Source organism: Pseudomonas sp. H3_E07, assembly GCF_054668895.1.
This window is the reverse complement of record NZ_CP162795.1, coordinates 3,731,708-3,756,464: the sequence shown is the minus strand read 5'-3', so window position 1 is coordinate 3,756,464 and position 24,757 is coordinate 3,731,708. Positions and strand designations below refer to the sequence as shown.

25 protein-coding genes are annotated in these 24,757 nt (G+C 59.7%); 10 read left to right on the top strand and 15 right to left on the bottom strand.

What is annotated here, in order from left to right; translation table 11 throughout:
* Positions 1-17: 17 nt before the first annotated feature.
* Positions 18-782, bottom strand: a complete 765-nt coding sequence (locus AB4O08_RS17165) for a sulfite exporter TauE/SafE family protein (protein WP_010206517.1) — start codon at positions 780-782, stop codon at positions 18-20.
* A gap of 123 nt (positions 783-905) precedes the next feature.
* Here AB4O08_RS17165 and AB4O08_RS17160 point away from each other — a divergent pair, with 123 nt between their 5' ends.
* Complete coding sequence (locus tag AB4O08_RS17160; RefSeq protein WP_010206518.1) at positions 906-1,796, top strand: LysR family transcriptional regulator; 891 nt, start codon at positions 906-908, stop codon at positions 1,794-1,796.
* Here the strand turns inward: AB4O08_RS17160 and AB4O08_RS17155 are convergent.
* Both AB4O08_RS17155 and kynU read right to left on the bottom strand, forming a co-directional pair.
* Positions 1,742-3,148, bottom strand: coding sequence for an amino acid permease (locus tag AB4O08_RS17155; RefSeq protein ID WP_047543841.1), 1,407 nt, complete (start codon positions 3,146-3,148; stop codon positions 1,742-1,744). The two genes, AB4O08_RS17160 and AB4O08_RS17155, sit on opposite strands and share 55 nt — an antisense overlap.
* Positions 3,149-3,284: 136 nt before the next feature.
* Positions 3,285-4,535 carry a kynureninase gene (kynU, locus tag AB4O08_RS17150; RefSeq protein ID WP_047543838.1) on the bottom strand — a complete coding sequence of 417 codons (1,251 nt, stop codon included), beginning with the start codon at positions 4,533-4,535 and terminating at the stop codon, positions 3,285-3,287.
* A gap of 144 nt (positions 4,536-4,679) precedes the next feature.
* On the opposite strand from kynU, the gene AB4O08_RS17145 reads away from it, so the two are divergent.
* Positions 4,680-5,153 carry an Lrp/AsnC family transcriptional regulator gene (locus AB4O08_RS17145; RefSeq protein ID WP_003176072.1) on the top strand — a complete coding sequence of 158 codons (474 nt, stop codon included), beginning with the start codon at positions 4,680-4,682 and terminating at the stop codon, positions 5,151-5,153.
* A gap of 104 nt (positions 5,154-5,257) precedes the next feature.
* On the opposite strand, the gene catA is transcribed toward AB4O08_RS17145, so the two are convergent.
* From catA to AB4O08_RS17130, 3 genes are read right to left on the bottom strand one after another with little or no spacing between them, the layout of a single operon-like run.
* The gene (gene catA / locus AB4O08_RS17140; protein ID WP_044287873.1) at positions 5,258-6,187 is read right to left on the bottom strand and encodes a catechol 1,2-dioxygenase; all 930 of its coding nucleotides are present in this window, start codon (positions 6,185-6,187) and stop codon (positions 5,258-5,260) included.
* Between the two features lie 41 nt (positions 6,188-6,228).
* On the bottom strand, positions 6,229-6,519 hold the full coding sequence (gene catC, locus AB4O08_RS17135) for a muconolactone Delta-isomerase (protein WP_010206522.1): 291 nt from the start codon (positions 6,517-6,519) through the stop codon (positions 6,229-6,231).
* Positions 6,520-6,531: 12 nt separating this feature from the next.
* Entirely contained in the window at positions 6,532-7,659 is a 1,128-nt protein-coding gene (locus AB4O08_RS17130; protein WP_045791635.1) for a muconate cycloisomerase family protein, read from the bottom strand.
* A gap of 114 nt (positions 7,660-7,773) precedes the next feature.
* Between AB4O08_RS17130 and AB4O08_RS17125 the strand changes: the two genes are divergently transcribed.
* Complete coding sequence (locus AB4O08_RS17125) at positions 7,774-8,649, top strand: LysR family transcriptional regulator (RefSeq protein ID WP_010206524.1); 876 nt, start codon at positions 7,774-7,776, stop codon at positions 8,647-8,649.
* Between the two features lie 133 nt (positions 8,650-8,782).
* On the opposite strand, the gene AB4O08_RS17120 is transcribed toward AB4O08_RS17125, so the two are convergent.
* Positions 8,783-9,763: an AraC family transcriptional regulator gene (locus AB4O08_RS17120; protein ID WP_010206525.1), complete on the bottom strand. Its 981-nt coding sequence runs from the start codon at positions 9,761-9,763 to the stop codon at positions 8,783-8,785.
* Between the two features lie 312 nt (positions 9,764-10,075).
* Between AB4O08_RS17120 and antA the strand changes: the two genes are divergently transcribed.
* From antA to AB4O08_RS17100, 4 genes are all read left to right on the top strand, one after another.
* Positions 10,076-11,467: an anthranilate 1,2-dioxygenase large subunit gene (gene antA / locus AB4O08_RS17115; RefSeq protein ID WP_460114236.1), complete on the top strand. Its 1,392-nt coding sequence runs from the start codon at positions 10,076-10,078 to the stop codon at positions 11,465-11,467.
* The gene (antB, locus tag AB4O08_RS17110; protein WP_042571637.1) at positions 11,467-11,958 is read left to right on the top strand and encodes an anthranilate 1,2-dioxygenase small subunit; all 492 of its coding nucleotides are present in this window, start codon (positions 11,467-11,469) and stop codon (positions 11,956-11,958) included. Before antA ends, antB begins: the two co-directional genes overlap by 1 nt.
* Positions 11,959-12,024: 66 nt before the next feature.
* Entirely contained in the window at positions 12,025-13,032 is a 1,008-nt protein-coding gene (gene antC, locus AB4O08_RS17105; RefSeq protein WP_460114235.1) for an anthranilate 1,2-dioxygenase electron transfer component AntC, read from the top strand.
* 72 nt (positions 13,033-13,104) lie between these two features.
* Positions 13,105-14,508 (top strand): amino acid permease, encoded by a 1,404-nt coding sequence (locus AB4O08_RS17100; RefSeq protein WP_010206530.1) that lies wholly within the window; start codon positions 13,105-13,107, stop codon positions 14,506-14,508.
* 157 nt (positions 14,509-14,665) lie between these two features.
* On the opposite strand, the gene kynA is transcribed toward AB4O08_RS17100, so the two are convergent.
* A complete protein-coding gene (gene kynA, locus AB4O08_RS17095; RefSeq protein ID WP_010206531.1) occupies positions 14,666-15,523 on the bottom strand; it encodes a tryptophan 2,3-dioxygenase in 858 nt (285 codons plus the stop codon).
* On the bottom strand, positions 15,520-16,170 hold the full coding sequence (gene kynB / locus AB4O08_RS17090; RefSeq protein WP_010206532.1) for an arylformamidase: 651 nt from the start codon (positions 16,168-16,170) through the stop codon (positions 15,520-15,522). Before kynB ends, kynA begins: the two co-directional genes overlap by 4 nt.
* Before the next feature lie 385 nt (positions 16,171-16,555).
* Here kynB and AB4O08_RS17085 point away from each other — a divergent pair, with 385 nt between their 5' ends.
* A complete protein-coding gene (locus tag AB4O08_RS17085; RefSeq protein WP_010206533.1) occupies positions 16,556-16,900 on the top strand; it encodes a cupin domain-containing protein in 345 nt (114 codons plus the stop codon).
* Between the two features lie 48 nt (positions 16,901-16,948).
* Here AB4O08_RS17085 and mmsB read toward each other — a convergent pair whose 3' ends face one another.
* Both mmsB and AB4O08_RS17075 read right to left on the bottom strand, forming a co-directional pair.
* Positions 16,949-17,836: a 3-hydroxyisobutyrate dehydrogenase gene (mmsB, locus tag AB4O08_RS17080; RefSeq protein WP_042571639.1), complete on the bottom strand. Its 888-nt coding sequence runs from the start codon at positions 17,834-17,836 to the stop codon at positions 16,949-16,951.
* 15 nt (positions 17,837-17,851) lie between these two features.
* The gene (locus AB4O08_RS17075; protein ID WP_015885874.1) at positions 17,852-19,369 is read right to left on the bottom strand and encodes a CoA-acylating methylmalonate-semialdehyde dehydrogenase; all 1,518 of its coding nucleotides are present in this window, start codon (positions 19,367-19,369) and stop codon (positions 17,852-17,854) included.
* A gap of 131 nt (positions 19,370-19,500) precedes the next feature.
* Here AB4O08_RS17075 and AB4O08_RS17070 point away from each other — a divergent pair, with 131 nt between their 5' ends.
* Together AB4O08_RS17070 and AB4O08_RS17065 are read left to right on the top strand one after the other, a co-directional pair.
* Positions 19,501-20,448 (top strand): LysR family transcriptional regulator, encoded by a 948-nt coding sequence (locus AB4O08_RS17070; protein ID WP_460114234.1) that lies wholly within the window; start codon positions 19,501-19,503, stop codon positions 20,446-20,448.
* A gap of 330 nt (positions 20,449-20,778) precedes the next feature.
* Positions 20,779-21,069, top strand: coding sequence for a DUF3077 domain-containing protein (locus tag AB4O08_RS17065; protein ID WP_010206539.1), 291 nt, complete (start codon positions 20,779-20,781; stop codon positions 21,067-21,069).
* 45 nt (positions 21,070-21,114) lie between these two features.
* Here the strand turns inward: AB4O08_RS17065 and AB4O08_RS17060 are convergent, their stop codons facing one another.
* From AB4O08_RS17060 to AB4O08_RS17045, 4 genes are all read right to left on the bottom strand, one after another.
* Entirely contained in the window at positions 21,115-22,062 is a 948-nt protein-coding gene (locus tag AB4O08_RS17060) for a LysR substrate-binding domain-containing protein (protein WP_044287879.1), read from the bottom strand.
* Positions 22,062-22,910: an EamA family transporter gene (locus tag AB4O08_RS17055; RefSeq protein WP_010206542.1), complete on the bottom strand. Its 849-nt coding sequence runs from the start codon at positions 22,908-22,910 to the stop codon at positions 22,062-22,064. Before AB4O08_RS17055 ends, AB4O08_RS17060 begins: the two co-directional genes overlap by 1 nt.
* Positions 22,911-22,964: 54 nt before the next feature.
* Positions 22,965-23,912 (bottom strand): TauD/TfdA family dioxygenase, encoded by a 948-nt coding sequence (locus tag AB4O08_RS17050; protein WP_198832235.1) that lies wholly within the window; start codon positions 23,910-23,912, stop codon positions 22,965-22,967.
* A gap of 349 nt (positions 23,913-24,261) precedes the next feature.
* Positions 24,262-24,753, bottom strand: coding sequence for an OmpA family protein (locus AB4O08_RS17045; protein WP_010206544.1), 492 nt, complete (start codon positions 24,751-24,753; stop codon positions 24,262-24,264).
* Between the last annotated feature and the right edge of the window lie 4 nt (positions 24,754-24,757).

The following is a 24,757-nucleotide window of genomic DNA, read 5'->3' as shown; positions in this document are numbered from 1 at the left end:
GAATAAACCCTTCATTGTTAACCGCTGATCAGCAGATGCGCGCCCAGCAAGGCCATGCCAACGAAAAATACGCGCTTGAACAACACTGCACTGATGCGCTGGCGTAGCGCCTGGCCCAGCCACATGCCCAGCAGTGCCGGCACCAGCGCCAGCAGCGACGCATTGACCTCCCCGCCACCGAGCTCGCCTCGCCACACCAGCCCGGCGGCCAATGCCAAGGTGGAAACAGTGAACGACAACCCCAGCGCCTGCACCAACTGATCACGGTGCAATCCCAGGGCTTGCAGATAGGGCACGGAGGGAATCACGAACACGCCGGTCGCCGAGGTGATGATGCCGGTGATCACGCCGCACACAGGGCCCAGCCAACGCTCGGTCTCAGGCTTTACCTTGAACGTCGGTAGGAACAATCCGCTCAGTGCATACACCAGCAATGCCCCACCCAACGCATGGCCCACCCAGCTTCCCCCGCTCATACCCAGCCACAGCGTGCCAAGCCCGGTGCCGAGGAAGATCAGCAGCAACATCGGCCACAGGCGTTTGACCAATGCGCTCAGATGGCCGCCGAACGCCAGTTGCCACAGGTTGGTGATCGTCGACGGGATGATCAGCAAGGCCGCAGCCTGCGCCGGTAACATAGCCAGGCCGAGCAAGCCCATGGAGACTGTGGGCAAGCCCAGGCCGATCACGCCCTTGACGGTGCCGGCCAGGATGAAGGTGCCGATCACCAGCAGGGTCAGGGCGGGGCCGATATTTTGGTAGAACGTCAGGTAGGTATTCATGGGCGCAGTGTGAGGGTTTCCGATGACGCGGGAAATTCGCCATATACTGAGGCAGCCTCTTGTTTTGTGTGAGGCTGATAGACTCTTCGCGAGCAAGCCCGTCCAATCACTGGCCCCCCAACCATGCATTTTGATTTGATTGACCTGCGCCTTTATCTGCACATCCTCGACACCGGCAACATTACTGCCGGCGCCGGGCGCAGCCACTTATCCCTGGCCGCGGCGAGTGCGCGTATCCGGGCGATGGAAGCTTCGCTGGGCATTGAGTGCCTGGAACGCGGTCGCCGAGGCGTCACACCCACTCCCGCAGGCAAAGCCCTGGCCCGCCATGCCCGCTTGCTGCTGCAACAGGCCGAACATCTGCAACTGGACCTGGCGGAATACGCCAACGGCGTCAAAGGCCAGGTGCGCCTGTTGTGCAACACCACCGCCCTCAGCGAATACCTGCCGGAACTGCTGGCGGACTTTCTATGCGAGCACCCCAATCTCGATATCGATCTGCAGGAGTTGCCGAGCCTGCGTATCACCCAGGCCTTACGCCAGGGCACGGCAGATCTTGGGATCGTCTCCGACGCGGTGGACACCCACGGCCTGCAGACTCTGCCCTTTCGCGATGACCCGTTGGTGCTGATCACACCGCAGGATCATCCGTTCAGCGCAGGGAGTTTTGTCGATAGCCTGCAATACGACTTTGTCGGCCTCGCCCCCCACAGCGCATTGACGGTTTACCTCGAAGAACAGGCGCTGCACGCCGGTTTTCGCTTGCAGACGCGCATACGTGCCGAGGGTTTTGATGGGGTGATTCGCATGGTCGCCCGCGGCGCTGGCCTGGGCATCGTGCCCCAAGCCGCGCTGGAGCGCTGGCCACTGGAGCGCAGCGTCAGGGCCTACCCCCTGCAGGAAGCGTGGGCCCGCCGGAAACTGCAGTTATGCGCGCGCTCGTTCGAACACCTGCCCGGCTATGCCAAGGCCTTGTTCGACGCCTTGGCCCTGCCCTTGCGGAAGAATCCGTAATACACCGCCGACAGAATCAGCAGGAACGGCACGCCAAACACCAGGGTCATCTTGAACGCCTCGGTGAAATACGTGGTGACCATCACCGCGCCCATCAGCACCAGCCCCAGCAGCGTGCTGTAGGGAAACAGCCGGAGTTGGAACGACAATGTCGGCCCACCGTGACGCTTGCGATAACGCCGGAAAAACAGGTGGGTAAGGAAGATCATGAACCAGGTGAAGATCGCGCCAAACATCGAGATCGCCATCATCAGCGTGAACGAGCTTTCCGGGTACACCACGTTCAACAAAGTCGCCAGCGCAATGCCCGAGCTGGACAGCAGCAATGCATTCAGCGGAATGCCGTTCTTGCTCAACGCGCCCATGGACTTGGGGGCAAAGCCGGCACGGGATAGGCTGAACATCATGCGGGTGGTGATGTAGAGCTGGCTGTTCATGGCCGAGAGCGCCGCAATCAGGATCACGAAATTCATCACCCCGGTGGCGCCGGGTATGCCGATGGTCTGCATCACCGTGACAAACGGACTCTGGGCCTGCCCGGCCTGGTTCCACGGCACGATGGCCAGCATCAGCGCCAGGGTCAGCAAGTAAAACACCACCAGGCGCACGATGGTGGCGCGGAAGGCTTTCTTCACCGCCTGTTCCGGGTCGGCGGCTTCACCGGCAGCCACAGCGATCATCTCCACACTCAAATAGCTGAAGATCGACACGATCACCGCGATCCACATGCCGCTCAGGCCATGGGGGAAAAAGCCGTCGTGGGCGGTGTAATTCTGCACACCGTACTGCGGGTTGCCGGAGCCGAACACCACGTACACGGCGAGGATAATGAAGCCGACGATGGCGCTGATCTTGATCGTCGAGAACCAGTACTCGAAGTTGCCAAAGGTCTTCACGCTGATGGCATTGAGCAGGATCAGCGCACTGGAAAACGACACGATCCACACCCACTCCGGCACGTTGGCGAACCAGTACTTCATGTACATCGCCACCGCCGTGACCTCGGCGCCCACCGCCAGCACGATCGCCGCCCAGTAGGCATAGCGCACCAGGAACCCGGCGAGCGGGCTGATGTAAAACTCGGCGTAGGCGCCAAACGACCCCGAGGTGGAATGGGCCACCGTCATCTCCGCCAGGCAGCCCATCAACAGCAAGGTGATCAACGCGCCGATGGCGTAGCTCACCAATACGCTGGGCCCTGCATAACCAATGGCGTAGGCGCTGCCCATGAACAGCCCGGTGCCAATGGCGCCGCCGATGGCGATCATGCTCATCTGGCCGGAAGTGAGCTGGCGCCGCAGGCCCAGTTCGCGGTGGGTGATCTCTGCAAAGCCGTTGTCTGGCGTGGTCACGTGGCGTGCCCCTTTATTATTGTGATGGTTGTTGCTGACGCGGAACCCCGTGGGAGCTGGCTTGCCTGCGATAGCGTCGGTGCATTCACCACCGTCATCGCAGGCAAGCCAGCTCCCACCTTTGATCGGCGGTGGATCAGGTGACGCTGTTGCGGACTTTGAATTGCGGTTGGTTCCAGGTGTGGTTGTCGAGAATGTCGCCGAGGGTTTCCACGGCTTCCCATACTTCGGTAAAGCGCGTGTACAACGGGGTAAAACCGAAACGCATGATGCGTGGTTCGCGGTAGTCACCGATCACACCACGGGCGATCAAGGCCTGGATCACCGCGTAGCCTTCAGGGTGTTCGAAGCTCACATGGCTACCGCGCTTGGCGTGTTCACGCGGGGTGATCAACTTCAAGTCGTGGGCAGCACAACGGGCTTCGACCAACGCGATAAACAGATCGGTCAACGCCAGGGACTTGCTGCGCAAACTCGCCATATCGGTCTGGGCAAAAATCTCCAGGCCACATTCAACCATTGCCAGTGAAGTAATCGGCTGGGTACCGCATAAATAACGAGCAATGCCGGCACTCGGCGCGTACGTCGACTCCATAGCGAACTGCCGGGTGTGCCCGAACCAGCCCGACAATGGCTGGCGCACCACATCCACCAGCGCTGGATTGACCCACACAAACGCCTGGGAACCCGGGCCACCGTTGAGGTACTTGTAGGTGCAGCCGATCGCATAGTCGGCACCGGCCTGATGCAGGTCGATGGGCACCGCGCCCGCCGAGTGCGCCAGGTCCCAGATGCTCAGCGCACCGCACTCGTGGCTCAGGGCGGTCAGCGCCTGCATGTCGTACATGTAGCCGGTCTTGTAGTTGACGTGGGTCAGCATCACCACCGCCACGTCCTGATCGATGGCCTGGGGCAGTTCGTCCGGGCTGTTCACCAGGCGCAGGGAATAGCCTTGCTGCAGCAACTCGGCCAGTCCCTCGGCGATGTACAGGTCGGTGGGGAAGTTACTCGCCTCACTGACGATCACCTTGCGCCCAGGCTGGCGTTGGCGCTGCACGGTCAACGCGGCGCTCAGCACCTTGAACAGGTTGATAGAGGTGGTATCGGTGATCGCCACTTCGTTGTCACGCGCGCCGATCAACGGTGCCAGGCGGTTACCCAGGCGCAGGGACAAATCCGCCCAGCCGGCGTTGTTCCAACTACGGATCAAACCGTTGCCCCACTCCTCGGCAATCACCGCTTGCGCCCGCGCCAACGCCGCCACCGGCCGTGCACCCAGGGAGTTACCGTCGAGGTAGATCACACCCTCCGGCAAGGCGAACTGGCTGCGCAAAGGTGCCAGCGGGTCCTGGGCGTCGAGGGCTTGGCAATGGCTTCGAGTGGTCATGGGTTGTCCTGGTTTTTATAAGTAAGAATGGACCAAATAATGAACGAAGTTTTAGAGAATTTTCGTGCAAAGTGAGTAGCAACAGGCTAATTAAGCTGTAGGAAATTCGAATTTAACCCCCAAACACGCGGATTTATTCTAACCATGATTCTCGACGCCACCGACCTGCGCCTCCTGCATTTCCTGCAACAGGATGGCCGCATCAGCAACCAGGAACTGGCGGAAAAGGTCGCGCTTTCGCCGTCCGCCTGCCTGCGCCGTCTGCGCCTGCTGGAAAGCGAGGGGATCATCAGCGGTTACCGCGCGGTGCTGAATGCGGAGCAATTGGGGATTGAGCTGGAGGCCATCGTCCACCTGTCCTTGCGCCAGGATGTGGAGGATTGGCACGAGACATTCATCAAGAAGGTGCAGGGCTGGCCGGAAGTGGCCAGCGCCTACGTGATCACCGGCGCCAGCAACTATGTGCTGCGGGTGCAGGCACGCAACCTCAAGCACTTCTCGGACTTTATCGTGAACCACCTGAACCGCACGGCGGGCGTGATGGATATACGCTCGGAGATTGTGTTGCAGAAGATCAAGGATCGGGATGAGGTGCTGGACCTGGTCGTCCGCAAATAGCGCCAACACCACAACCCCCTGTGGGAGCTGGCTTGCCTGCGATAGCTAGGGTGCATTCACCCTCGTCATCGCAGGCAAGCCAGCTCCCATATTTTTAACCGCGTTTAGTCTTCGAGGGCGCGCACTCGTTGCATGCGCTTCTGCTCTACCGGCGCATCCGCCACCTGCAATTCAAAGTCAAAATCAATCTGCGCAAACCGCCCTTCCACACCGAACTCCCGCGCCAGCTGTGGATCGTCACTGAAGCGGATCTGCGCAATCAACTCATCCCGCGTCGCATAGGCAAAATCATCATGCAGGTACGGGTCATCCGACAGGTTGATCTGCGTGGTCAGGTGTCGATGCCCCGGCGCCGAAATGAAGAAGTGGATATGCGCTGGCCGTTGCCCATGACGCCCCAGTTGATCCAACAGTTGCTGGGTCGGCCCGCTTGGCGGGCAGCCGTAGCCGGACGGCACGATACTGCGGAATCGGTAGTTGCCCTGTGCGTCGGTCTCGATGCGTCGGCGCAGGTTGAACTCGGACTGCGTCGGATCAAACCACGAGTAAGTACCCGCCGTGTTGGCCTGCCACACGTCCACAATCGCCCCCGCCAATGGTTTGCCCTCGGTGTCACGCACCTGCCCGCGCATGAACAGCGGCACCGCGTCGTCCTTGCCATCATCCAACCGTGCCTCGTACTTCGACAGCGGCGCACCGGCCACATACAACGGGCCTTCGATGGTGCGCGGAGTGCCACCGGATTTGCCGGCTTCCTCATCGGCAGCGTCCATCAACAAGTCCAGGTAATGTTCCAGGCCCAGCCCGGCGGCGAGCAGTCCGGCCTCCTGGTGCTTGCCTAACTCGTTCAAATAGTTGACCGCCTTCCAGAATTCTTCCGGGGTCACTTCCAGGTCTTCGATGATGTTCACGGTGTCACGCAGGATCCGGTAGATCAGCGCTTTGGTACGCGGATTGCCACCGTCGTTGAGGTTGCCGCTGGCTTCTTCAAGAAACTGTTGGGCATGGGCAGTCTGGGACAGGCGGATGGACATGGTGCATTCCTCATCTTGTAGTTATTAAGGTGAATACCGGCCTAGCGGTCATCCTCATGGATCGACGAAGGGTGACGGCACAGGGCGTTCACCTCGATGGCCATGTAGGGGTAAAGCGGCAGTTGCATCAGCAGGTCATGCAGTTCCTGCACGCTGTCGACATCGAACACGCTGTAGTTGGCGTAGTGCCCGGCGATGCGCCACAGGTGGCGCCATTTGCCTTCCTGTTGCAGGCGCTGCGCCAACGCTTTTTCTTCAGCCTTGAGGCCCGCTGCACGCTCGGGGTTCATGTCGAGGGGCAGGTTCACGGTCATTTTTACGTGGAACAACATGGCAGGCGCCTCTTAGTGTTTGTCACGACGGAAGAACGCCAGGCGCTCTTCATCGATGGCCAGGCCCAGGCCCGGTGCGGTGGAGACATGCAGCTGGAAATCGCGGTACACCGGCGGCTCGGTGAGGATGTCTTCGGTGAGCAGCAACGGGCCGAACAGTTCGGTGTCCCACGCCAGCTTGTTCAGCGTGAGGAAGGCATGCGCCGAGGCCAAGGTGCCAATGCCGCCTTCAAGCATGGTGCCGCCGTACAGGCCGATGCCGGCCGCTTCGGCAATCGCGGCGGTACGCAACACGGCACGCGGGCCGCCGTTCTTGGCGATCTTGAGGGCGAACACCGAGGCCGCGCCTTCGCGGGCCAGGTTAAAGGCATCCTCGACACACTCGATGGATTCATCTGCCATGATCGGCGCCGGGCTCGACAGGTTGAGCCGCGCCATGCCGCCGCGGTTGTTGCGTGAGATAGGCTGTTCGATCAGGTCGATTCCGTTGTCACCGAGCACTTTGCATGCACGCAGTGCCACCGCTTCATCCCAGGCCTGGTTGACATCGACGCGCACACTGGCGCGGTCGCCCAGGGCCTTTTTGATCGCGATCACGTGAGCCAGGTCGTGGCTGACCTCACCCGCGCCAATCTTCAACTTGAAGAGGCGGTGGCGGCGCAGGTCGAGCATCTTTTCCGCTTCGGCAATATCCTTTTCAGTGTTGCCGCTGGCCAGGGTCCAGGCCACCGGCAAGGCATCGCGCACACGGCCGCCGAGCAGTTCGCTGACCGGCAGGTTCAGGCGTTTACCCAGGGCATCGAGCAAGGCGCTTTCGATACCGGACTTGGCAAAGGTGTTGCCGCGAATACTGCGCTCCAGGCGCAACATGGCCGCGTTGATATTGCTGGCGTCCTGGCCGATCAACAGGGGCGCGAAGTGACGGTCAATGTTGACCTTGATGCTGTCAGGACTTTCGTTGCCGTAACTGAGGCCACCAATGGTGGTGGCTTCGCCGATGCCTTCGATACCGTCGGCGCAGCGCAGGCGGATGATCACCAGCGTCTGGTTTTGCATGATGTGCATCGCCAGCTTGTGCGGGCGAAGGGTGGGGAGGTCGACGATGATCGTGTCGATCGACTCGATGGCGCAAATCGGCATGGCAATACCCGTTGGGTTCTTTATAGATTTGAGCCGATTTTGTGCCCTATTTTTAAAGGCTTCCAATATAGAATGGGTCTCAAGCAATACCCTCAAGGTATGAAAGGAACCGTTATGGAACTGCGTCACCTGCGCTATTTCCAGGTGCTGGGGGAAACCCTCAACTTCACCCGCGCCGCCGAACGCCTGCACATCGCCCAGCCGCCATTGAGCCGGCAGATCCAGCAATTGGAGGACGAGTTGGGCGTGATCCTGCTTGAACGTAGCAGACCGCTGCGGCTGACCGAGGCCGGTCGGTTTTTCTATGAACACGCCACTGTGCTGCTGGAACAACTGAACAAGGTCTGCGACAACACGCGACGCATCGGCCAGGGTGAAAAGACCTGGCTGGGCATCGGTTTTGCACCGTCGACGCTGTACGGCGTGTTGCCGGAACTGATTCGACGGCTGCGCACGCATGAGGCACTGGAGCTGGAGTTGGGGCTGTCGGAAATGACCACCTTGCAACAGGTCGAAGCGCTCAAGGCCGGGCGGATTGATGTGGGATTCGGGCGGATACGCATCGACGACCCGGCCATCGTCCAGAGGGTGCTGGTGGAGGATCGGCTGGTGGCTGTGTTGCCCGCCGGACACCCCTTGCTGGACGCGCCCGCCACCCTCGCTCAACTGGCCGCCGAGCCCTTTGTGCTCTACCCCGGTAACCCACGGCCCAGCTATGCCGACCATGTAATTGCGCTGTTCGATGCCCACGGTTTGAGCCTCAAGGTGGCGCAGTGGACCAACGAGTTGCAAACCGCCATCGGCCTGGTCGGCGCCGGGATCGGCGTGACGCTGGTGCCTGCCTCGGTGCAGGTGTTGCACCGGGCGGACATCGGCTACACGCCGGTGGTGGAGGCCACCGCGACCTCGCCGATCATTCTCAGCCGGCGGGTAAATGATCAATCGCCGGGGCTCAGTCATTGCCTGCAACTGGTGGAAGAACTGATCTGATTTCTCCGAAACACCGCACATCCAATGTGGGAGCGGGCTTGCTCGCGAAAGCGGTGTATCAGTCGCCGAATAGGTTGACTGAGATACCGCATTCGCGAGCAAGCCCGCTCCCACAGTTTGACCTTCATTGTTTTCAGATACTGCGCATGCGTTTGCGCTGCTGGGTCTGGCTGGGGGATTCGTCGAACAGTTTTCGGTATTCGGCCGAAAATCGCCCCAGGTGGGTAAAGCCCCAGCCCAGGGCAATTTCGGAAATGGTGCGGGTAGAGCCGTGCTCGAGGATTTCCTGGCGCACCGCAGAAAGCCGATGCTTCTTCAAATAGGCCATCGGCGACAGGGCAAAGTACTTGCGAAAGGCATCGAACAACTTGAACCGCGACACCCCCGCAGCCGCTTCCAGATCTTCCAGGTGCACGGCTTCCCGAGCGTTGTCATGGATGTACTGGCGCGCACGGATCAGGTAATGCGGCAGTTTCACACCGAGCATATCGCGCAGTTCTTCGGAGTAATTGTTCGGCTGGGCCAGGATCAGGCCCTTGATCAGCGAGCTTTCCAGGTCGCGGGTAAACGCCGGCTGTTCATACAACTCGCTGCCGTGTTCCAGCTCCGCAATGAAGTAGCGCGCCATGCGCCACCACGCCGCCGAGGCGCCGTCCACCGCGTCCATCACCGACTCGAAGCGCAACGGCGCATCAATCGGCCGTTGCAGCAAACCTTCCAGTGACTCCCCCATCGCCGCCCGCGTGATCACCACCTGCAACTTGCGGCAGTCGCCGGAAATCGCCAGCACCTGATGTTCATTGGGTGAAATGATCACGCCTTGGTCGCGGTTGGAACTCAGGCGCTCGCCGTTCTTGCTCAACTCCTGCTCGCCCACCAGGGGCAGGCTCAGGCTGTAGCTGCTGAAGTGCTCGGCGTCTTCGATGTCGATGGTCACATCGGTGCCGTATTCGATCACGCCCAGGGTGGTGGCGCGGGACTTGAACACATTGGCGCTGTGGTGAAAGCGCAGGCGCTCGGGCGTGGCGGTGGCGAGGCGATGGGGCCCGCAGATCCCGGACATCCAGCTGCGGGCGCCTTCAAGGTCGAAGCGTTGAATCGTTTGGCTGCTCATCAGGATGCACCCACGGCGGTTAGGCTGTTGCGCGCTCTGGCGGCGCGTCGTTGTTGTTCGACAGCAAATAATGCGCCACGCCAGCGCAATGGCCAGCGGGTGGATAGCATTGGTCGACTAAATGGATAAGAAAGCGGTTTTTCCGGCCATTGCCCGACAAGACAGTAGCGCATCCCATCACCACACTGCACCGGGTTGGGTATTTGCTGCCCAATTATCCGGCGCAGGTTCCCCCACTAAGCGGATAGCCCGCACCCCGCCCCGCTGCCTCTAATGGACCACCGATTAGCCCCTATCAAAAAGGTGCCTCCCATGAGTGGTGCAAGAAGCGTCGAGCAGTGGAAAACATTTATCGAAGGTTGTCTGGATTTTCGCCCGGCGGATGAAGTGTTCCGTATCGCCCGCGACATGTTCACCGAGCCGCAGCTGTTCGATCTGGAGATGGAACTGATCTTCGAAAAGAACTGGATCTACGCCTGCCACGAAAGCGAACTGGCGAATAACCACGACTTCGTCACGATGCGCGCCGGGCGCCAGCCGATGATCATCACCCGCGACGGCGAAGGCCAACTCAATGCGCTGATCAACGCCTGCCAGCATCGCGGCACCACCCTGACGCGGGTCGGCAAGGGTAACCAGTCCACTTTCACCTGCCCGTTCCATGCCTGGTGTTACAAGAGCGACGGCCGGCTGGTAAAGGTCAAGGCGCCGGGGGAGTACCCGGATGGTTTCGACAAGGCCACGCGCGGGCTGAAAAAGGCGCGTATCGAGAGCTACAAAGGCTTCGTGTTCATCAGCCTGGATGTGGCTGGCACCGACAGCCTGGAAGACTTCCTGGGTGACGCCAAAGTGTTCTTCGACATGATGGTCGCCCAGTCCGCCACCGGCGAGCTGGAAGTGCTGCCAGGCAAATCCGCCTACACCTACGACGGCAACTGGAAGCTACAGAACGAAAACGGCCTGGACGGTTATCACGTCAGCACTGTGCACTACAACTACGTGGCCACGGTGCAGCATCGCCAGCAGGTGAACACGGAGAATGGCGCGGGCGCAGGCAGCACCCTGGACTACAGCAAACTCGGCGCGGGTGATGCAAACACCGACGACGGTTGGTTCGCCTTCAACAATGGCCACAGTGTGTTGTTCAGCGACATGCCCAACCCCAGCGTGCGTTCCGGCTACGCGACCATCATGCCGCGCCTGGTGGAAGAACACGGCCAACAAAAAGCCGAGTGGATGATGCACCGCCTGCGCAACTTGAATATCTACCCGAGCCTGTTCTTCCTCGACCAGATCAGCTCGCAACTGCGCATCATCCGCCCGGTGGCGTGGAACAAGACCGAGATCATCAGCCAATGCCTGGGGGTGAAGGGCGAATCCGACGCGGACCGCGAAAACCGTATTCGCCAGTTCGAGGACTTCTTCAACGTATCGGGCATGGGCACGCCGGACGACCTGGTGGAATTTCGCGAAGCCCAGCGCGGGTTCCAGGGCCGCCTGGAGCGCTGGAGCGACATCTCACGCGGCAGCCACCGCTGGGAAACCGGGCCCACGCCGAACAGCGAAGCCATCGGCATCCAGCCGGCCATGACCAGCACCGAATTCACCCATGAAGGCCTCTACGTGAACCAGCATCGCAACTGGCAGCAGTTCCTGCTCAATGGCCTGGACAGGCAAGCGCTGACACTGCGGGAGGTGAAGTGATGAATGCGCAATTGCAGTATCAGATCGAGCAGTTCTTCTACCGCAAATCCGAGCTGTGCGACGCCCAGGACTGGGACGCCTATGTGCAGTTGTTCGACCCGCAGAGCGAGTTCCACCTGCCGCAGTGGGACTCGGAGCACGTCTACACCCGCGACCCCAAGCGCGAGATGTCGTTGATCTATTACGCCAACCGCTCGGGCCTGGAAGACCGCGTGTTCCGCTTGCGCACCGGCAAAGCCGCGTCGGCTACACCAATGCCACGCACCTTGCACCTGATCAACAACGTGCGCATCGCCGAGCTGGCGGATGGCACGCTGGAGGTGCGACTGAACTGGCACACGCTGTTCTATCGCCTGGCCACGTCGGAGCAGTTCTATGGCCACGCCACCTATCGCCTGAAACCCGATGGCGACAGTTGGTTGATCACCCGCAAGCATGCGCTGCTGCTCAACGACACCATCAACTCGGTGCTGGATTTTTATCATCTTTAAACGCGCCTTTTTGGCCAGTCCGCTCGCCACAGGGTGCGCGCGTCATACATACGCGGAGAGCAACACATGAATCACAAAGTGGCCTTCAGTTTTGCCGACGGCAAGACCCTGTTCTTTCCGGTGGGTGCCAACGAAATCCTGCTGGATGCCGCGCTGCGCAACGGCATCAAGATCCCCCTGGATTGCCGCGAAGGCGTCTGCGGTACTTGCCAGGGTCGTTGCGAGTCTGGCGATTACAGCCAGGACTATGTGGACGAAGAAGCCCTGTCCAGCCTCGACCTGCAACAGCGCAAGATGCTCAGTTGCCAGACGCGGGTGAAGTCCGACGCTACGTTTTACTTCGACTTTGATTCGAGCCTGTGCAATGCGCCCGGCCCGGTTCAGGTAAAGGGCACCGTGAGCGCAGTGGAGCAGGTGTCAGCCAGCACGGCGATCCTGCAGGTGCAGTTGGATCAGGCGCTGGATTTTCTGCCCGGCCAATACGCGCGCCTGTCAGTGCCTGGCACGGACAGTTGGCGGTCCTATTCCTTCGCCAACCTGCCAGGCAATCACCTGCAATTCCTGGTGCGTCTGCTGCCCGAAGGGGTGATGAGCAATTACCTGCGCGAGCGCTGCCAGGTGGGTGACGAGCTGTTGATGGAAGCGCCACTCGGCGCCTTCTACCTGCGCCACGTCACGCAGCCACTGGTGCTGGTGGCGGGCGGCACCGGGTTATCGGCCTTGCTGGGTATGCTCGACCAACTGGCCGCCATTGGTTGCGAGCAACCGGTGCACCTCTACTACGGCGTGCGCGGTGCCGAGGACTTATGCGAAGCAGCGCGCATACGGGCCTATGCCGCGAAAATCCCAAACTTGCGCTACACCGAAGTGCTCAGCGCACCTTCAGAAGAGTGGTCTGGTAAACGCGGCTACCTCACCGAGCATTTCGACCTGGCCGAATTGCGGGACGGTTCGGCGGATATGTACCTGTGCGGCCCCCCGCCAATGGTCGAATCCATCCAGCAATGGCTGGCGGATCAGGCACTTGATGGCGTTCAGTTGTATTACGAAAAGTTTACGCAGAGTAATATCTGACCCCTCAGCACTTCTGAGGGGCTGATGCGGCGTGCACTCAACCCTGAGAAAAACAAGTAGAAGGGAATGTTAATGGCGGATGACATGGTTAACCCGGTAGGCCTCAAGCGTGGCCTGAAGAACCGGCACATTCAGCTGATCGCCTTGGGAGGGGCGATTGGCACGGGGTTGTTCCTCGGCTCGGCCGGGGTGCTCAAGTCGGCGGGGCCGTCGATGATCCTGGGTTACGCGATTGCCGGTTTCATTGCGTTCCTGATCATGCGCCAGCTCGGTGAGATGATCGTCGAAGAGCCGGTGGCCGGCTCGTTCAGCCACTTCGCCCACAAATACTGGGGCGGCTACGCAGGCTTCCTGGCGGGCTGGAACTACTGGGTCCTTTACGTCCTGGTGGGCATGGCTGAACTGACGGCCGTGGGCAAGTACATCCAGTTCTGGTGGCCGGACATTCCAACCTGGGTCAGTGCGCTGGTGTTCTTTGTCGCAGTGAACTTGATCAACACCCTGAACGTGAAGTTCTTCGGTGAAACCGAGTTCTGGTTTGCGATCATCAAAGTGGTAGCGATTGTCGGCATGATCGTGCTCGGCTGCTACCTGCTGTTCAGCGGCACCGGCGGCCCGCAAGCCTCGGTGAGCAACCTGTGGAGCCACGGCGGGTTCTTCCCGAATGGCGGCATGGGGCTGTTGATGTCCATGGCGTTCATCATGTTCTCGTTCGGTGGCCTGGAGCTGGTGGGCATCACTGCCGCCGAAGCCAGCGAGCCGCGTAAAGTGATCCCGAAAGCGATCAACCAAGTGGTCTACCGGATCCTGATTTTCTACGTCGGCGCCCTGACCGTGCTGCTGTCGCTGTACCCGTGGGACCAACTGCTGCAAACCCTCGGCGCGTCGGGCGATGCCTACAGCGGTAGCCCGTTCGTGCAGATCTTCTCGCTGATCGGTAACGACACCGCCGCACACATCCTCAACTTCGTGGTGCTGACCGCGGCGCTGTCGGTGTACAACAGCGGCGTGTACTGCAACAGCCGCATGTTGTTCGGCCTGGCCGAGCAAGGCGACGCCCCCAAATCGCTGATGAAGCTCAACAAGCAAGGCGTGCCAATCCGCGCCCTGGCGATTTCGGCGTTGGTGACGATGCTGTGCGTGGTGGTCAACTACGTGGCGCCGCAGAGTGCCCTGGAGTTGCTGTTTGCGCTGGTGGTTGCCTCGCTGATGATCAACTGGGCGCTGATCAGCATCACCCACATCAAGTTCCGCAAAGCCATGGGTGAACAAGGCGTGACGCCGTCGTTCAAAACCTTCTGGTTCCCGTTCAGCAACTACCTGTGCCTGGCGTTCATGGTGATGATCATCAGCGTGATGCTGGCGATTCCAGGCATCAGCGAGTCGGTGTATGCGATGCCGGTGTGGGTGGGGATTATCTACGTGGCGTATCGGTTGCGGGTCCGCAGAAGTCACGCGGTCGTCAACGCACAGTGATACCTGTGGGAGCCCGGCTTGTGTGGGAGCCGGGCTTGCCCGCGATACAGGCGACTCGGTTTACAGTAAGACCCAGAGGATGCCATCGCAGGCAAGCCAGCGCCCACAGTTGATTGCATGTCAAAACAACAAGCCCCGGTAATCCGGGGCTTTTTGCTTAGAGCGTGGAGCGGACTCGCCAGAGTTCGGGGAACAGCACGGTATCGAGCATCTTGCGCAAATACCCCACACCTTCCGTGCCGCCAGTGCCGGGCTGGAAGCCGATGATCCGCTCCACCGTCGTCACATGGCGGAAGCGCCACTGACGGAACGAGTCCTCCAGGTCGATAAACTTCTCGGCCAACTGATACAGGTCCCAATACCGGCTCGGATCGCGATACACCTCGCGCCACGCCGCCTCCACCGATTCATCGTGAACCGTCGCCGCCGTGGGGTCGCGCTCGGCGCGTTTCGGATCAATCGCCAGGCCGGCCTGGATCATCAGGTTGATCGCCTCGTCATACAGCGACGGCGTGGCAATCGCCACTTTCAACTCGTTCAACAGCTCCGGCCGATGGGCGTGGGGCCGCAACAGCGCCGCGCTCTTATTGCCGAGGATAAATTCAATCTCGCGGTACTGGAACGACTGAAACCCCGACGATTGCCCCAGGAACGGGCGGATCGACTTGTACTCCGACGGCGTCATCGTCGCCAGCACCGCCCAGGCGTGCACCAGTTGATCGAAGATCCGCGACACCCGCGCCAGCATCTTGAACGCCGGCGGCAGCTCGCCCAGGCGCACGTGTTCGCGGGCGGCCTTGAGCTCGTGGAGCATCAACTTCATCCACAGCTCGGACGTCTGGTGCTGGATGATGAAGAGCATTTCGTTGTGGTCCGGCGACAGCGGGTGCTGGGCGCTGAGGACTTTGCCCAGGTCCAGGTAATCGCCGTAGCTCATGGACTCGGAAAAATTCAGTTCGGCGTTGTGCCACTCTTCAGGCGGTTGGTAGTCGGCAGAGAAAGGACATTGGCTCATCGCGTGGGCTCCTTGAGCGGGCGCAGGATTGCGCGGACCGGGCTGGCATCGAGGTTGGCAAAACGCAGCGGCAGGGCGATCAGTTCGTAGTCGCCTTCCGGTACATCATCGAGCACGATGCCTTCGAGAATCGCCATGCCATGGCGCGCCACGGCGTTGTGGGAATCCATGGTCTTGGACTGCTGCGGGTCCAGGGATGGGGTGTCGATACCAATCAAGCGCACGCCCAGGCTCGCCAGCAGCTCAATGGTTTGCGGGGCGACGGCGGTGAAGTTCGAATCCCATTCAGTCAGTGGCGCTTGTGGATAAGTGCGCAGCAGCACACGCTCGGGCAACTTATCCACACGGCCTTCCAGCTGATGCGGCTGCACCAGCGCGCCGCTGTCCAGGCAATGCAACACCCGGCACGGGCCCATGTACACGTCCAACGACACCTCGCCAATCGGCGCGCCGTCCGCACTGTAGTGCAGCGGCGCATCCACGTGGGCGCCGGTATGTGGCGACAGCGTGATACGCCCGACATTCACCGGGCACTCCGGGCCGAACTGCCACACGCGCTCTTCCTGGAACGGCGTATCCCCCGGCCAGGTCGGGGTCGCCGTACTCAAGGGCGGGCTGATATCCCACCACGTTTTTATTGGGTTCATTTCAAGGCTCTTGGCGGTTACTGGAGTGAATGATACGAGGGCCGGCTGCGAATTTTCTTGCGAATTCTGGCGTGAAGCAGGAAATCTTTCGCACTTACTGCGAAGAATGGGCGTGTAGGCGCTTAGATATATCATTCCGGCACGGTGGCTCAGCCACTGAAGAACCAATGTGGGAGCGGGCTTGCTCGCGAATGCGATAAGTCAGTCAATGTATGTGTGGCTGACACACCGCATTCGCGAGCAAGCCCGCTCCCACATGGACTGCACGGTGCCCAAAGAGTCGCACTCCCCTGCGCTTCTGGGCATCCCGATGTCGAGTTCAGACCACTGGCGCAACGCCCGAGGCCTTAGGGTGGATCTTTCCATTCCCTGCCCTGGAGACATCATGTCCAAGCCCATTACCGTACTGCGCGACACCCACCCCCTGCCGGTCCTGGATGCCTGCAAGTGGGAAAAACTCGAAGGCGACCCGCACACCGTCAACCTTAACGCCTACACCAGCGAAGACGGCAGCAAGATCATGGGCACCTGGATCTGCACCCCGGGCAAGTGGTACGTGGACTATGTGAAGTGGGAATACTGCCACTTTCAGGAAGGCTACTGCATCATCACGCCGGAAGGCCTGGAGCCGATTCACTTGCGGGCTGGGGATATCTTCGTGGTGGAGCCGGGGATGAAGGGGACGTGGGAAGTGGTCGAAACAGTGCGTAAGTATTTTGTGTTTGCTTGAGCCGCAAAAAACCGGGAGCCCACCACAGGCGGGCCCCCGGAAAACGCCCTATTTGGGCTTGCGATAGCTGTTGATAATCGCCGAGAAGTCCTTGCCCCCTTCCCCACGCTGGCTCATCGATTGATACAACTGCTGGGCCACGGCGCCCAGGATCACCGGCTGCTTCACCTGGCGCGCCGCTTCAGTGGCCAGGCCCAAATCCTTGAGCATCAGGTCGGCACCGAACCCGCCGGTGTAGCCACGTGACGACGGCGCGGTTTCAATCACGCCCGGCCATGGGTTGTAGGTGTCGGAACTCCAGCAACGCCCGGTGGAGCTGTTGATAATTCCCGCCAGCACTTGCGTGTCGATACCCAGTGCATCGCCCAGGGCCATGGCTTCGCTGACGCCGACCATGCTGATGCCCAGCAACAGGTTGTTGCAGATCTTGGCGATTTGCCCGGTGCCCACCTCACCGCAGTGCACGATGTTGCGGCCCATTTGCGCCAGCACCGGTTGCAGGGTGGCGAACAGTTCCGGGTTGGCGCCGACCATGAAGGTCAACGTGCCGGCCTGGGCGCCGCCGGTGCCGCCGGAGACCGGCGCGTCGGCCACGGCCACGTCTTGCTTGGCCGCAGCAGCCGCTACGTCGCGGATGGTTTGCGGGTCGATGGTGCTGCAATCCACCGCCGGTACGCTTTTGCCGATGCCGGCCAAAACGCCGTCTTCATTCAGCCACACGCTGCGCACATGCGCCGCCGCCGGCAGCATGGTAATCACCAGCTCCGCGCCTTTCGCCGCATCACGCGGTGAGTCGCTGACAGTGCCGCCAAGCTCGGCCAGCTCCTTGAGTACCGTCTGGTTCAAGTCGAACAGGTTCAGCGCGTGGCCGGCCTTGATCAGGTTGCGGGCCATGGGTGCGCCCATGTTGCCCAAGCCGATAAATGCAATCTTCATGATCGTCTCCCGGTATCAGCGCAGGTTGATGGTGGTGTTGACGCCATCGTTGACCGTATCGTCATCGAACCAGCGGCTGGTGACGGTTTTGGTCTGGGTGTAGAACTGCACCACTTGCTTGCCGTACGGGCCGAGGTCGCCCAGCTTGGAACCGCGCGAACCGGTGAAGCTGAAGAACGGCACCGGCACCGGGATCGGGATGTTGATACCGACCTGACCCACGTCGATTTCGCTCTGGAACTTGCGCGCCGCCGCACCGCTCTGGGTGAACAGGCCGGTGCCGTTGCCGAAGGGGTTGGCGTTGACCAGCGCGATGGCTTCATCGAGGGTCGCCACTTCCAGCACCACCAGCACCGGGCCGAAGATTTCCTGGGTGTAGATCTGCATGGACGGGGTCACGCCCGAGAACAGGGTCGGGCCGACAAAGTTGCCTTGCTCGAAGCCCGGCACCTTGATGTCGCGGCCGTCCAGTTCCAGCTTGGCGCCTTCTTTCACGCCGCTTTCGATCAGCTCCAGGATACGTGCCTTGGCGCGTTTGGAGATCACCGGGCCCACATCGGTACCGGCTTCGCTGCCCGCGTTGACCTTGAGCTTCTGCGCCAGCGCCTTGAGGTCCGGCAGCCACTGCTTGGACGCGCCCACCAGCACCACCACCGAGGTGGCCATGCAACGCTGGCCCGCTGCGCCGAAACCAGCACCGACCAGAGCATTGAGGGTGTGTTCGCGGTTGGCATCGGGCAGTACCACCGCGTGGTTCTTGGCACCCATCATCGATTGCACACGCTTGCCGTGTTTGCCGGCCAGGTCGTAGACGTGAGTGCCCACAGCCGTCGAGCCAACAAAGGACACGGCCTTGATGTCTTTATGGGTGCACAGCGCATCCACCACATCCTTGCCACCGTGCACCACGTTGAGCACGCCGGCCGGCACACCGGCTTCAAGCGCCAGTTCCACCAGCAGCATGGTCGACAGCGGGTCCTGTTCGGACGGTTTGAGGACGAAGGTGTTACCGCAGGCGATGGCCATTGGGAACATCCACAGCGGAATCATCGCCGGGAAGTTGAACGGGGTGATGCCGGCGCACACGCCGATGGGTTGGCGCAGGGTGTAGGTATCGACGCCACCGGCAACGTTTTCAGCGAACTCGCCCATTTGCAGGGTGCCGATGGAACAAGCGTGTTCGACCACTTCCAGGCCACGGAAAATATCGCCCTCGGCATCGGCAATGGTCTTGCCCTGCTCATTGCTGAGCACCACGGCAATGCGCTTGGAATGTTCGCGGATCAAGGCTTGCAGCTTGAGCATGATGCGCATGCGCGCGCCGATCGGCGTCAGCTTCCAGGTCTGGAAGGCGCGATGGGCGGCGTCGATGGCAGCGTTGACTTCATCGGCAGTGGCGAACGGGACTTTGGCCAGCACCTCTTGAGTGGCCGGGTTAACGATGTCTTGCCATTCGGTGGTCTTGGACTCGACCCACTCGCCGTTGATCAGCAACTTGACCTGTTGCACGGAAATATCGGCAGATGCGTTCATGTGGTCTCCAGAATCTTGTAGTTATGCAGAGACAAGGCGCGTAAACCGCCTTGGGAATGAGGCGTTCGGACAGTTTTTGGAGTATAGATGTGCAAATCTCTAATAAGAACGCACATAAAAGCCGGACCAATATGCAAAAAAACATCACGTCGCTGGGCTCCCTGAACTGGGATGACCTAAAGTTTTTCCTCGAAGTGGCCCGCACCCGCAAGGCCAGCGTGGCCGCCAAGCGCCTGGCGGTGGACTACACCACGGTGTCGCGGCGTATCAGTTCCCTGGAAGTGTCCCTCGGCACCCTGCTGTTCGAAAAATCCCGGACCAACGGCTTCGTCCTCACCACCGAAGGCCAACGTTTGCTGGGCTATGCCGAGTCCATCGAAAGCACCCTGCACATGGCCTGCGAGCAAGTCTCCGGCTCCGGCGTGGCGCTGTCCGGCCACGTGCGCATGGGCTGCACCGAAGGATTCGGCAGCTTCTTCGTCACTCCGCAGTTGAGCCACTTCGTCGACACCTACCCGGCCATCTCGGTGGACATCCTGCCCCTGCCCCACTTCATCAGCCTGTCCAAGCGCGAAGCCGACATCGTCATCGCCTTGGAGCGCCCGGAACACGGGCCCTATGTGTGCTGCAAACTGTGCGACTACAAACTGCAGCTGTACGCGACCCAGGGCTATCTGGACCAACACCCGCCCATCCGCAAACCCGCCGATTTGGCCGAGCATCCGTTTATCAGCTATGTGGATGACCTGGCGTTCAGTTCGGAGCTGCTGTACCTGGCGAACGTGGTGCCCGGCGCCAGCGCCAGCCTACGCAGTACCAGCGTGATCGCGCAGTACGTGGCGGCGCAGCAAGGGCGGTCGATGGCGATATTGCCGTGTTTTCTCGCGGCGCAGGATCCACGGCTGCTGCCAGTGCTGGGGGAGCAGATTACGATTACGCGGCAGTTCTGGATGTATTGCCGAGAGGACTTGAGGAAGCTGAAACGGATTACGTTGTTGTGGGATTACATCCGCGAGGTGACTGAGCAGAATCAGGGGTTGTTGATGGGGGAGACGCGGGAGATACGGTTTGCGGATTAAAGGGCCATCAACGACGATTCGCTTTAAATTGCAGGACGTTTCCTAGAGACTCTCCACCCTATTGCGCCCTATCGTCTGGGTCACTAGCCTCCTGACTTCGCTGTACATCAGCGATCGGGTTTAGCGATCCGGGCTTCAGGCGTGTCACCGCTCCCAACACTATCAGCCGGCGTTTGCCCGCTTTTAACGTTTTATGGTGGCTGTGTGCTGGAGACCTTCGAGTCTACCCGGGGTGCTCCTGGCCCGGATCGCTAACCTGCACACAGCTGCCACCCTCTTCATGTTTAGCGATGTGATGTGGCGGCTCTACTTCAGCAGAGAGCAATCGTCATGACTAAAATCGTCCCCGACCCACCGATCTCCTCCATCTCCACCCTCGGCGTCGTCACCTTCGGAGACTACGGCGAAAACCAAAAACCCCTGTTCCGCGTCAACGCCGGCATGCCGATTGAGGAAGCTTTGGAACACGCCTCCACCCTACTTTTTTACTCCAAGAAACTCGCGATGGAAGCCGCCATGGATGTCCGCGGCGAGCAATACGCATGGGCTGCGCATTACCTGTGTGAAATGGGCAAGGCCGTGGTAGATGACCTGACGCAGGCGATGACTCCGGGCCGGTAAGCGAATACCGTTCGAATGCGGGAGGAGCCTTGCTCCTTCCTACATTTAAATCGCACCAGCCCCGGCAATTTGCGGATACCGAGCCCGAACTTCGCGCAAAAACTTATTCGCACTGGTCTTGAGCCATTCAATCAACCGAGCGATATCCGGCTCTAACTGCCGGCCGTTTTGACAGATGATGTAGTACGCCGCTGGCGACATCATCACGGGGCTTTTCAACGCAACCAACGCGCCGTCTGCCAATAGGTCATATACCAACGCAGTCCTGCCCAGTGCAATGCCTGTGCCCTTCACCGCCAGACTGATCGCCAGGCTCGAATCCGGAAATCGCGGCCCATGGTGATAAGGCGGCGCCGCCAACCCCTGAAACGCAAACCAGCTTTCCCACCCCGGACACACCTGATCGTCCACCCGATGAATCAGCGGGTACCGGGCGACATCCTCCAGTGAAATATCCCCCTTCAACCGCAGAAATTCTGGCGAGCAAACGGGAAATACCGCGTCGCACATCAGCAATTCAACATGGTGATCCGGATAATCGCCGTACCCCATCACCACCGCGACATCGTATTGATGAGCTTCCAGGCTGGTGCTGTTCATATCGGCGCTAGTCAACACCAGATCGAGGTTGAACGAGGCCTCTGTGTGCGACCCATGCATCCTGGGGATTAGCCACGTCGAGCAGAGAGAAGACGTGCACGAGAGGTACAACGGTCGGGATTTACCGGGGTTGAGCGATTGCAGTACCCCATCCAGCGCCTTGAAAAAGCCATCGGTAACCGGCAACAAGGCTTGCCCCGCTGGCGTCAGCTTGACGCCGCGTGAATGCCGCTCAAACAACTGCACGCCCCACCATTCCTCCAAGCCTGCAATTTGATGACTAATGGCGCTGGCAGTGAGGTTAAGGTCAGAAGCCGCACGCGCAAAACTACCGGTTTGCGCAGCGCTGACGAACGCTTGAAGCATCGGTGTGGGAGGCGGACGCTGAGCCATCAGGTGCTCACTTTGATCAAGATGATCCCGCTAACAATGACGAATGCCGACAGCATCCGTCGCCAACCGAACCGTTCATGAAAGAACAGCGCGGCAATAATGGCGCCGATAATAACACTGGTTTCCCGCAGCGCTGAGACCTTGGCCACCGCGTCCAGCGACAATGCAAACAACACCAATGCGTAGGACGCCAAGTAAAAAACGCCGCCTAATAGGCCGACTCGCCAGTGCCCACGTATCGCTTGAGCCAAAGCCGAGCGCTCTTTGGAAAACGCCAGCAGTGGGATCGGAATACTCTGGAACACCGTCAGGTAGACGATGTACTGCAACACCGTCTCACTGGTTCTTACACCTTTGGCGTCCACTACAGTGTAAGACGCGATAAACGCTCCAGCGCACACCGCCATCAGGATCGGCTTGAACATCTGCGCCGTCATCCGACGCACAAAGGTCAGGCTGATAATTCCCACACATATCAGCGACACACCCACCAGTGCCTGAACTGACAACTGTTCATGCAACAGAAAGTAGGAAAACAGCGCGACCAATACCGGCGGTACCCCACGCATCACCGGGTAAACCTGACCGAAGTCACCCGTTTCGTACGCTTTGATCAGAAATAATCGATAGACCGTATTGAGTACCACGGAGACGAGGATATAACCCCCTACTTCCAGGCTCGGTACACTGACAAGCGGCAACGCCAACAGGCATATCACCAGCGCGGTGCCATCCACCATGGCCAAGGTCATGAAGCGACTGCTACCGGCACGGACTACGGCGTTCCAAGTGGCGTGCATAAAGGCAGAGATCAGGACCAGCGTGATCGCGATATCGGAGTTTTCCATGGGGTTCGGCTTATGGCGGATAGAGGGGGGATGTAAGTTAGGCGCCTCGAGGCATCATTGTTTGCGTAACCACATCCGTAGCATGTAGCGATTTAGATCGTTCAAGGACTCGCCATCATCAATCACACAACGTGGAATATTCATATCTATAAAGTGCGTGCGGGTATGGAGAAACTTGTTATCGGCTGAAATGAGTACCTGCCCTGGTTCCAGCAACACTCGATGCTGAACCGATGACTGATCGAGAACGGTGTCCAGAAAGTCTAGCGCTTGGGATTGGGCCATGGTTAATGGCACTCCCGCCTTAAGGTGAGCGGACTCAATGTAGACGCGAAAGTATCTGACCAGTGGAATACCTTCATCGGAAAAACTCAGGATAGGCGCTTTGAACAACTGCTCCTCATCTGACATGCCGCGGTTTTCAAAAAAGAAGTCGCATTTAAGTTCTTCCAGTATTTCTGGAAACGCCATCAGCTCCGCGTATACCGCGCTTGCATCAATCAGAATGCTCTCACCTCCCAAAAGCGCTTTTTGTCCGCACGCCAGGATCAAGTAATCGATAGGCAACGGGTCGCTCACTCCATCGTTGTGCACATAGGCACCTTGGCGGGTTTGATGGTATCTCGCACCATCTTCAATGCTCTTACCGCCCCTGTCATAAACCTCAATCACCTTATGACCGAGATGGTTCTGCACCATTGGCACACCGAGTAGAGAACCAAATGTCCATATCAGCGATTTGAAACTCGAAAGTTTGTCGACCTTAAAGCCATCAAGAATCAAAACATGGCTTTCATGATCGATCATGGTTCGGATTCTATCTAGCTCCTTGCTCAGGACGGGTGATTGTAGAGGATTGATGTGCGCGGCTTTGGTATCGAATCGAATTCCCTGACTTTCAGACTCGAACAACGCTCTTGCGCTCAACAGCTCATTAAAAGCACTGTGTGAAAGCCTAGTTTTAAAAACCTCTTGGCGGAAGTTACTGACGTTTATGCTCATCGCAGTCCTTTACGGTGGTTACTTGGAGCGGCCATTTAACTAAGCCCACCCTTTGCGAAAAAGCGAAACTTCGTCAGCCTAGCCATCAAGATTCGTCATGGCAGACTTCTCCTACAGGAAACATGCTTGACGATCTTTGCTGAGATACGGTGATGGTGCGTCAACGCAGGCGATGACATCGGGCCGGTAAGCGAACGCTGTAGCCAGGCACCGCAAAACCCACTGTGGGAGCTGGCTTGCCGGCGATGGCAGTGTGTCAGTCAGTACATCCCGTACTGAGACACCGCTATCGCCGGCAAGCCAGCTCCCACAGTTGATTGGGTTTTACATTGAGGTCGGTAGGACGGGCTCAGTCCGCGATCACCACAATCGACACCCGCCGATTTTCGGTGCGTCCCGCCACTGTGTCGTTGGACGCCACTGGCTGGCTGCTGCCCAGCCCGCGCAGCTGGATGTTTTCTTCTTTCATGCCCACGCCGGTCAACACCGTCGCCACACTTTTGGCACGGCGCAGGGACAGTTGCTGGTTGTAGGTTTCCTTGCCCGACGCGTCGGTGTGGCCGTCGACGCGAACGCGTTCGATACCCACGCCCAGCAGGGCTTTGCCGATACGCTGGACGATCTCGGTACTGGGTTGGTTGAGCGTCTCGACGTCACTGCCGAACAGCACTTTGCCGGACAGGCCGAATGCCCAGCCGTCATCGGTCAGCTCGAAGCCCTGCTGCTTGAGGACGGCCACTTGCGCTGGGGTCAGGCCTTTGGGCGGCGGCGTCTGGCAGCCGCCAAGGGCGAGCAGTGCCACGAGCAGGGTGATAAACATGAAACGCGCGGTCGAGAACAAGGTG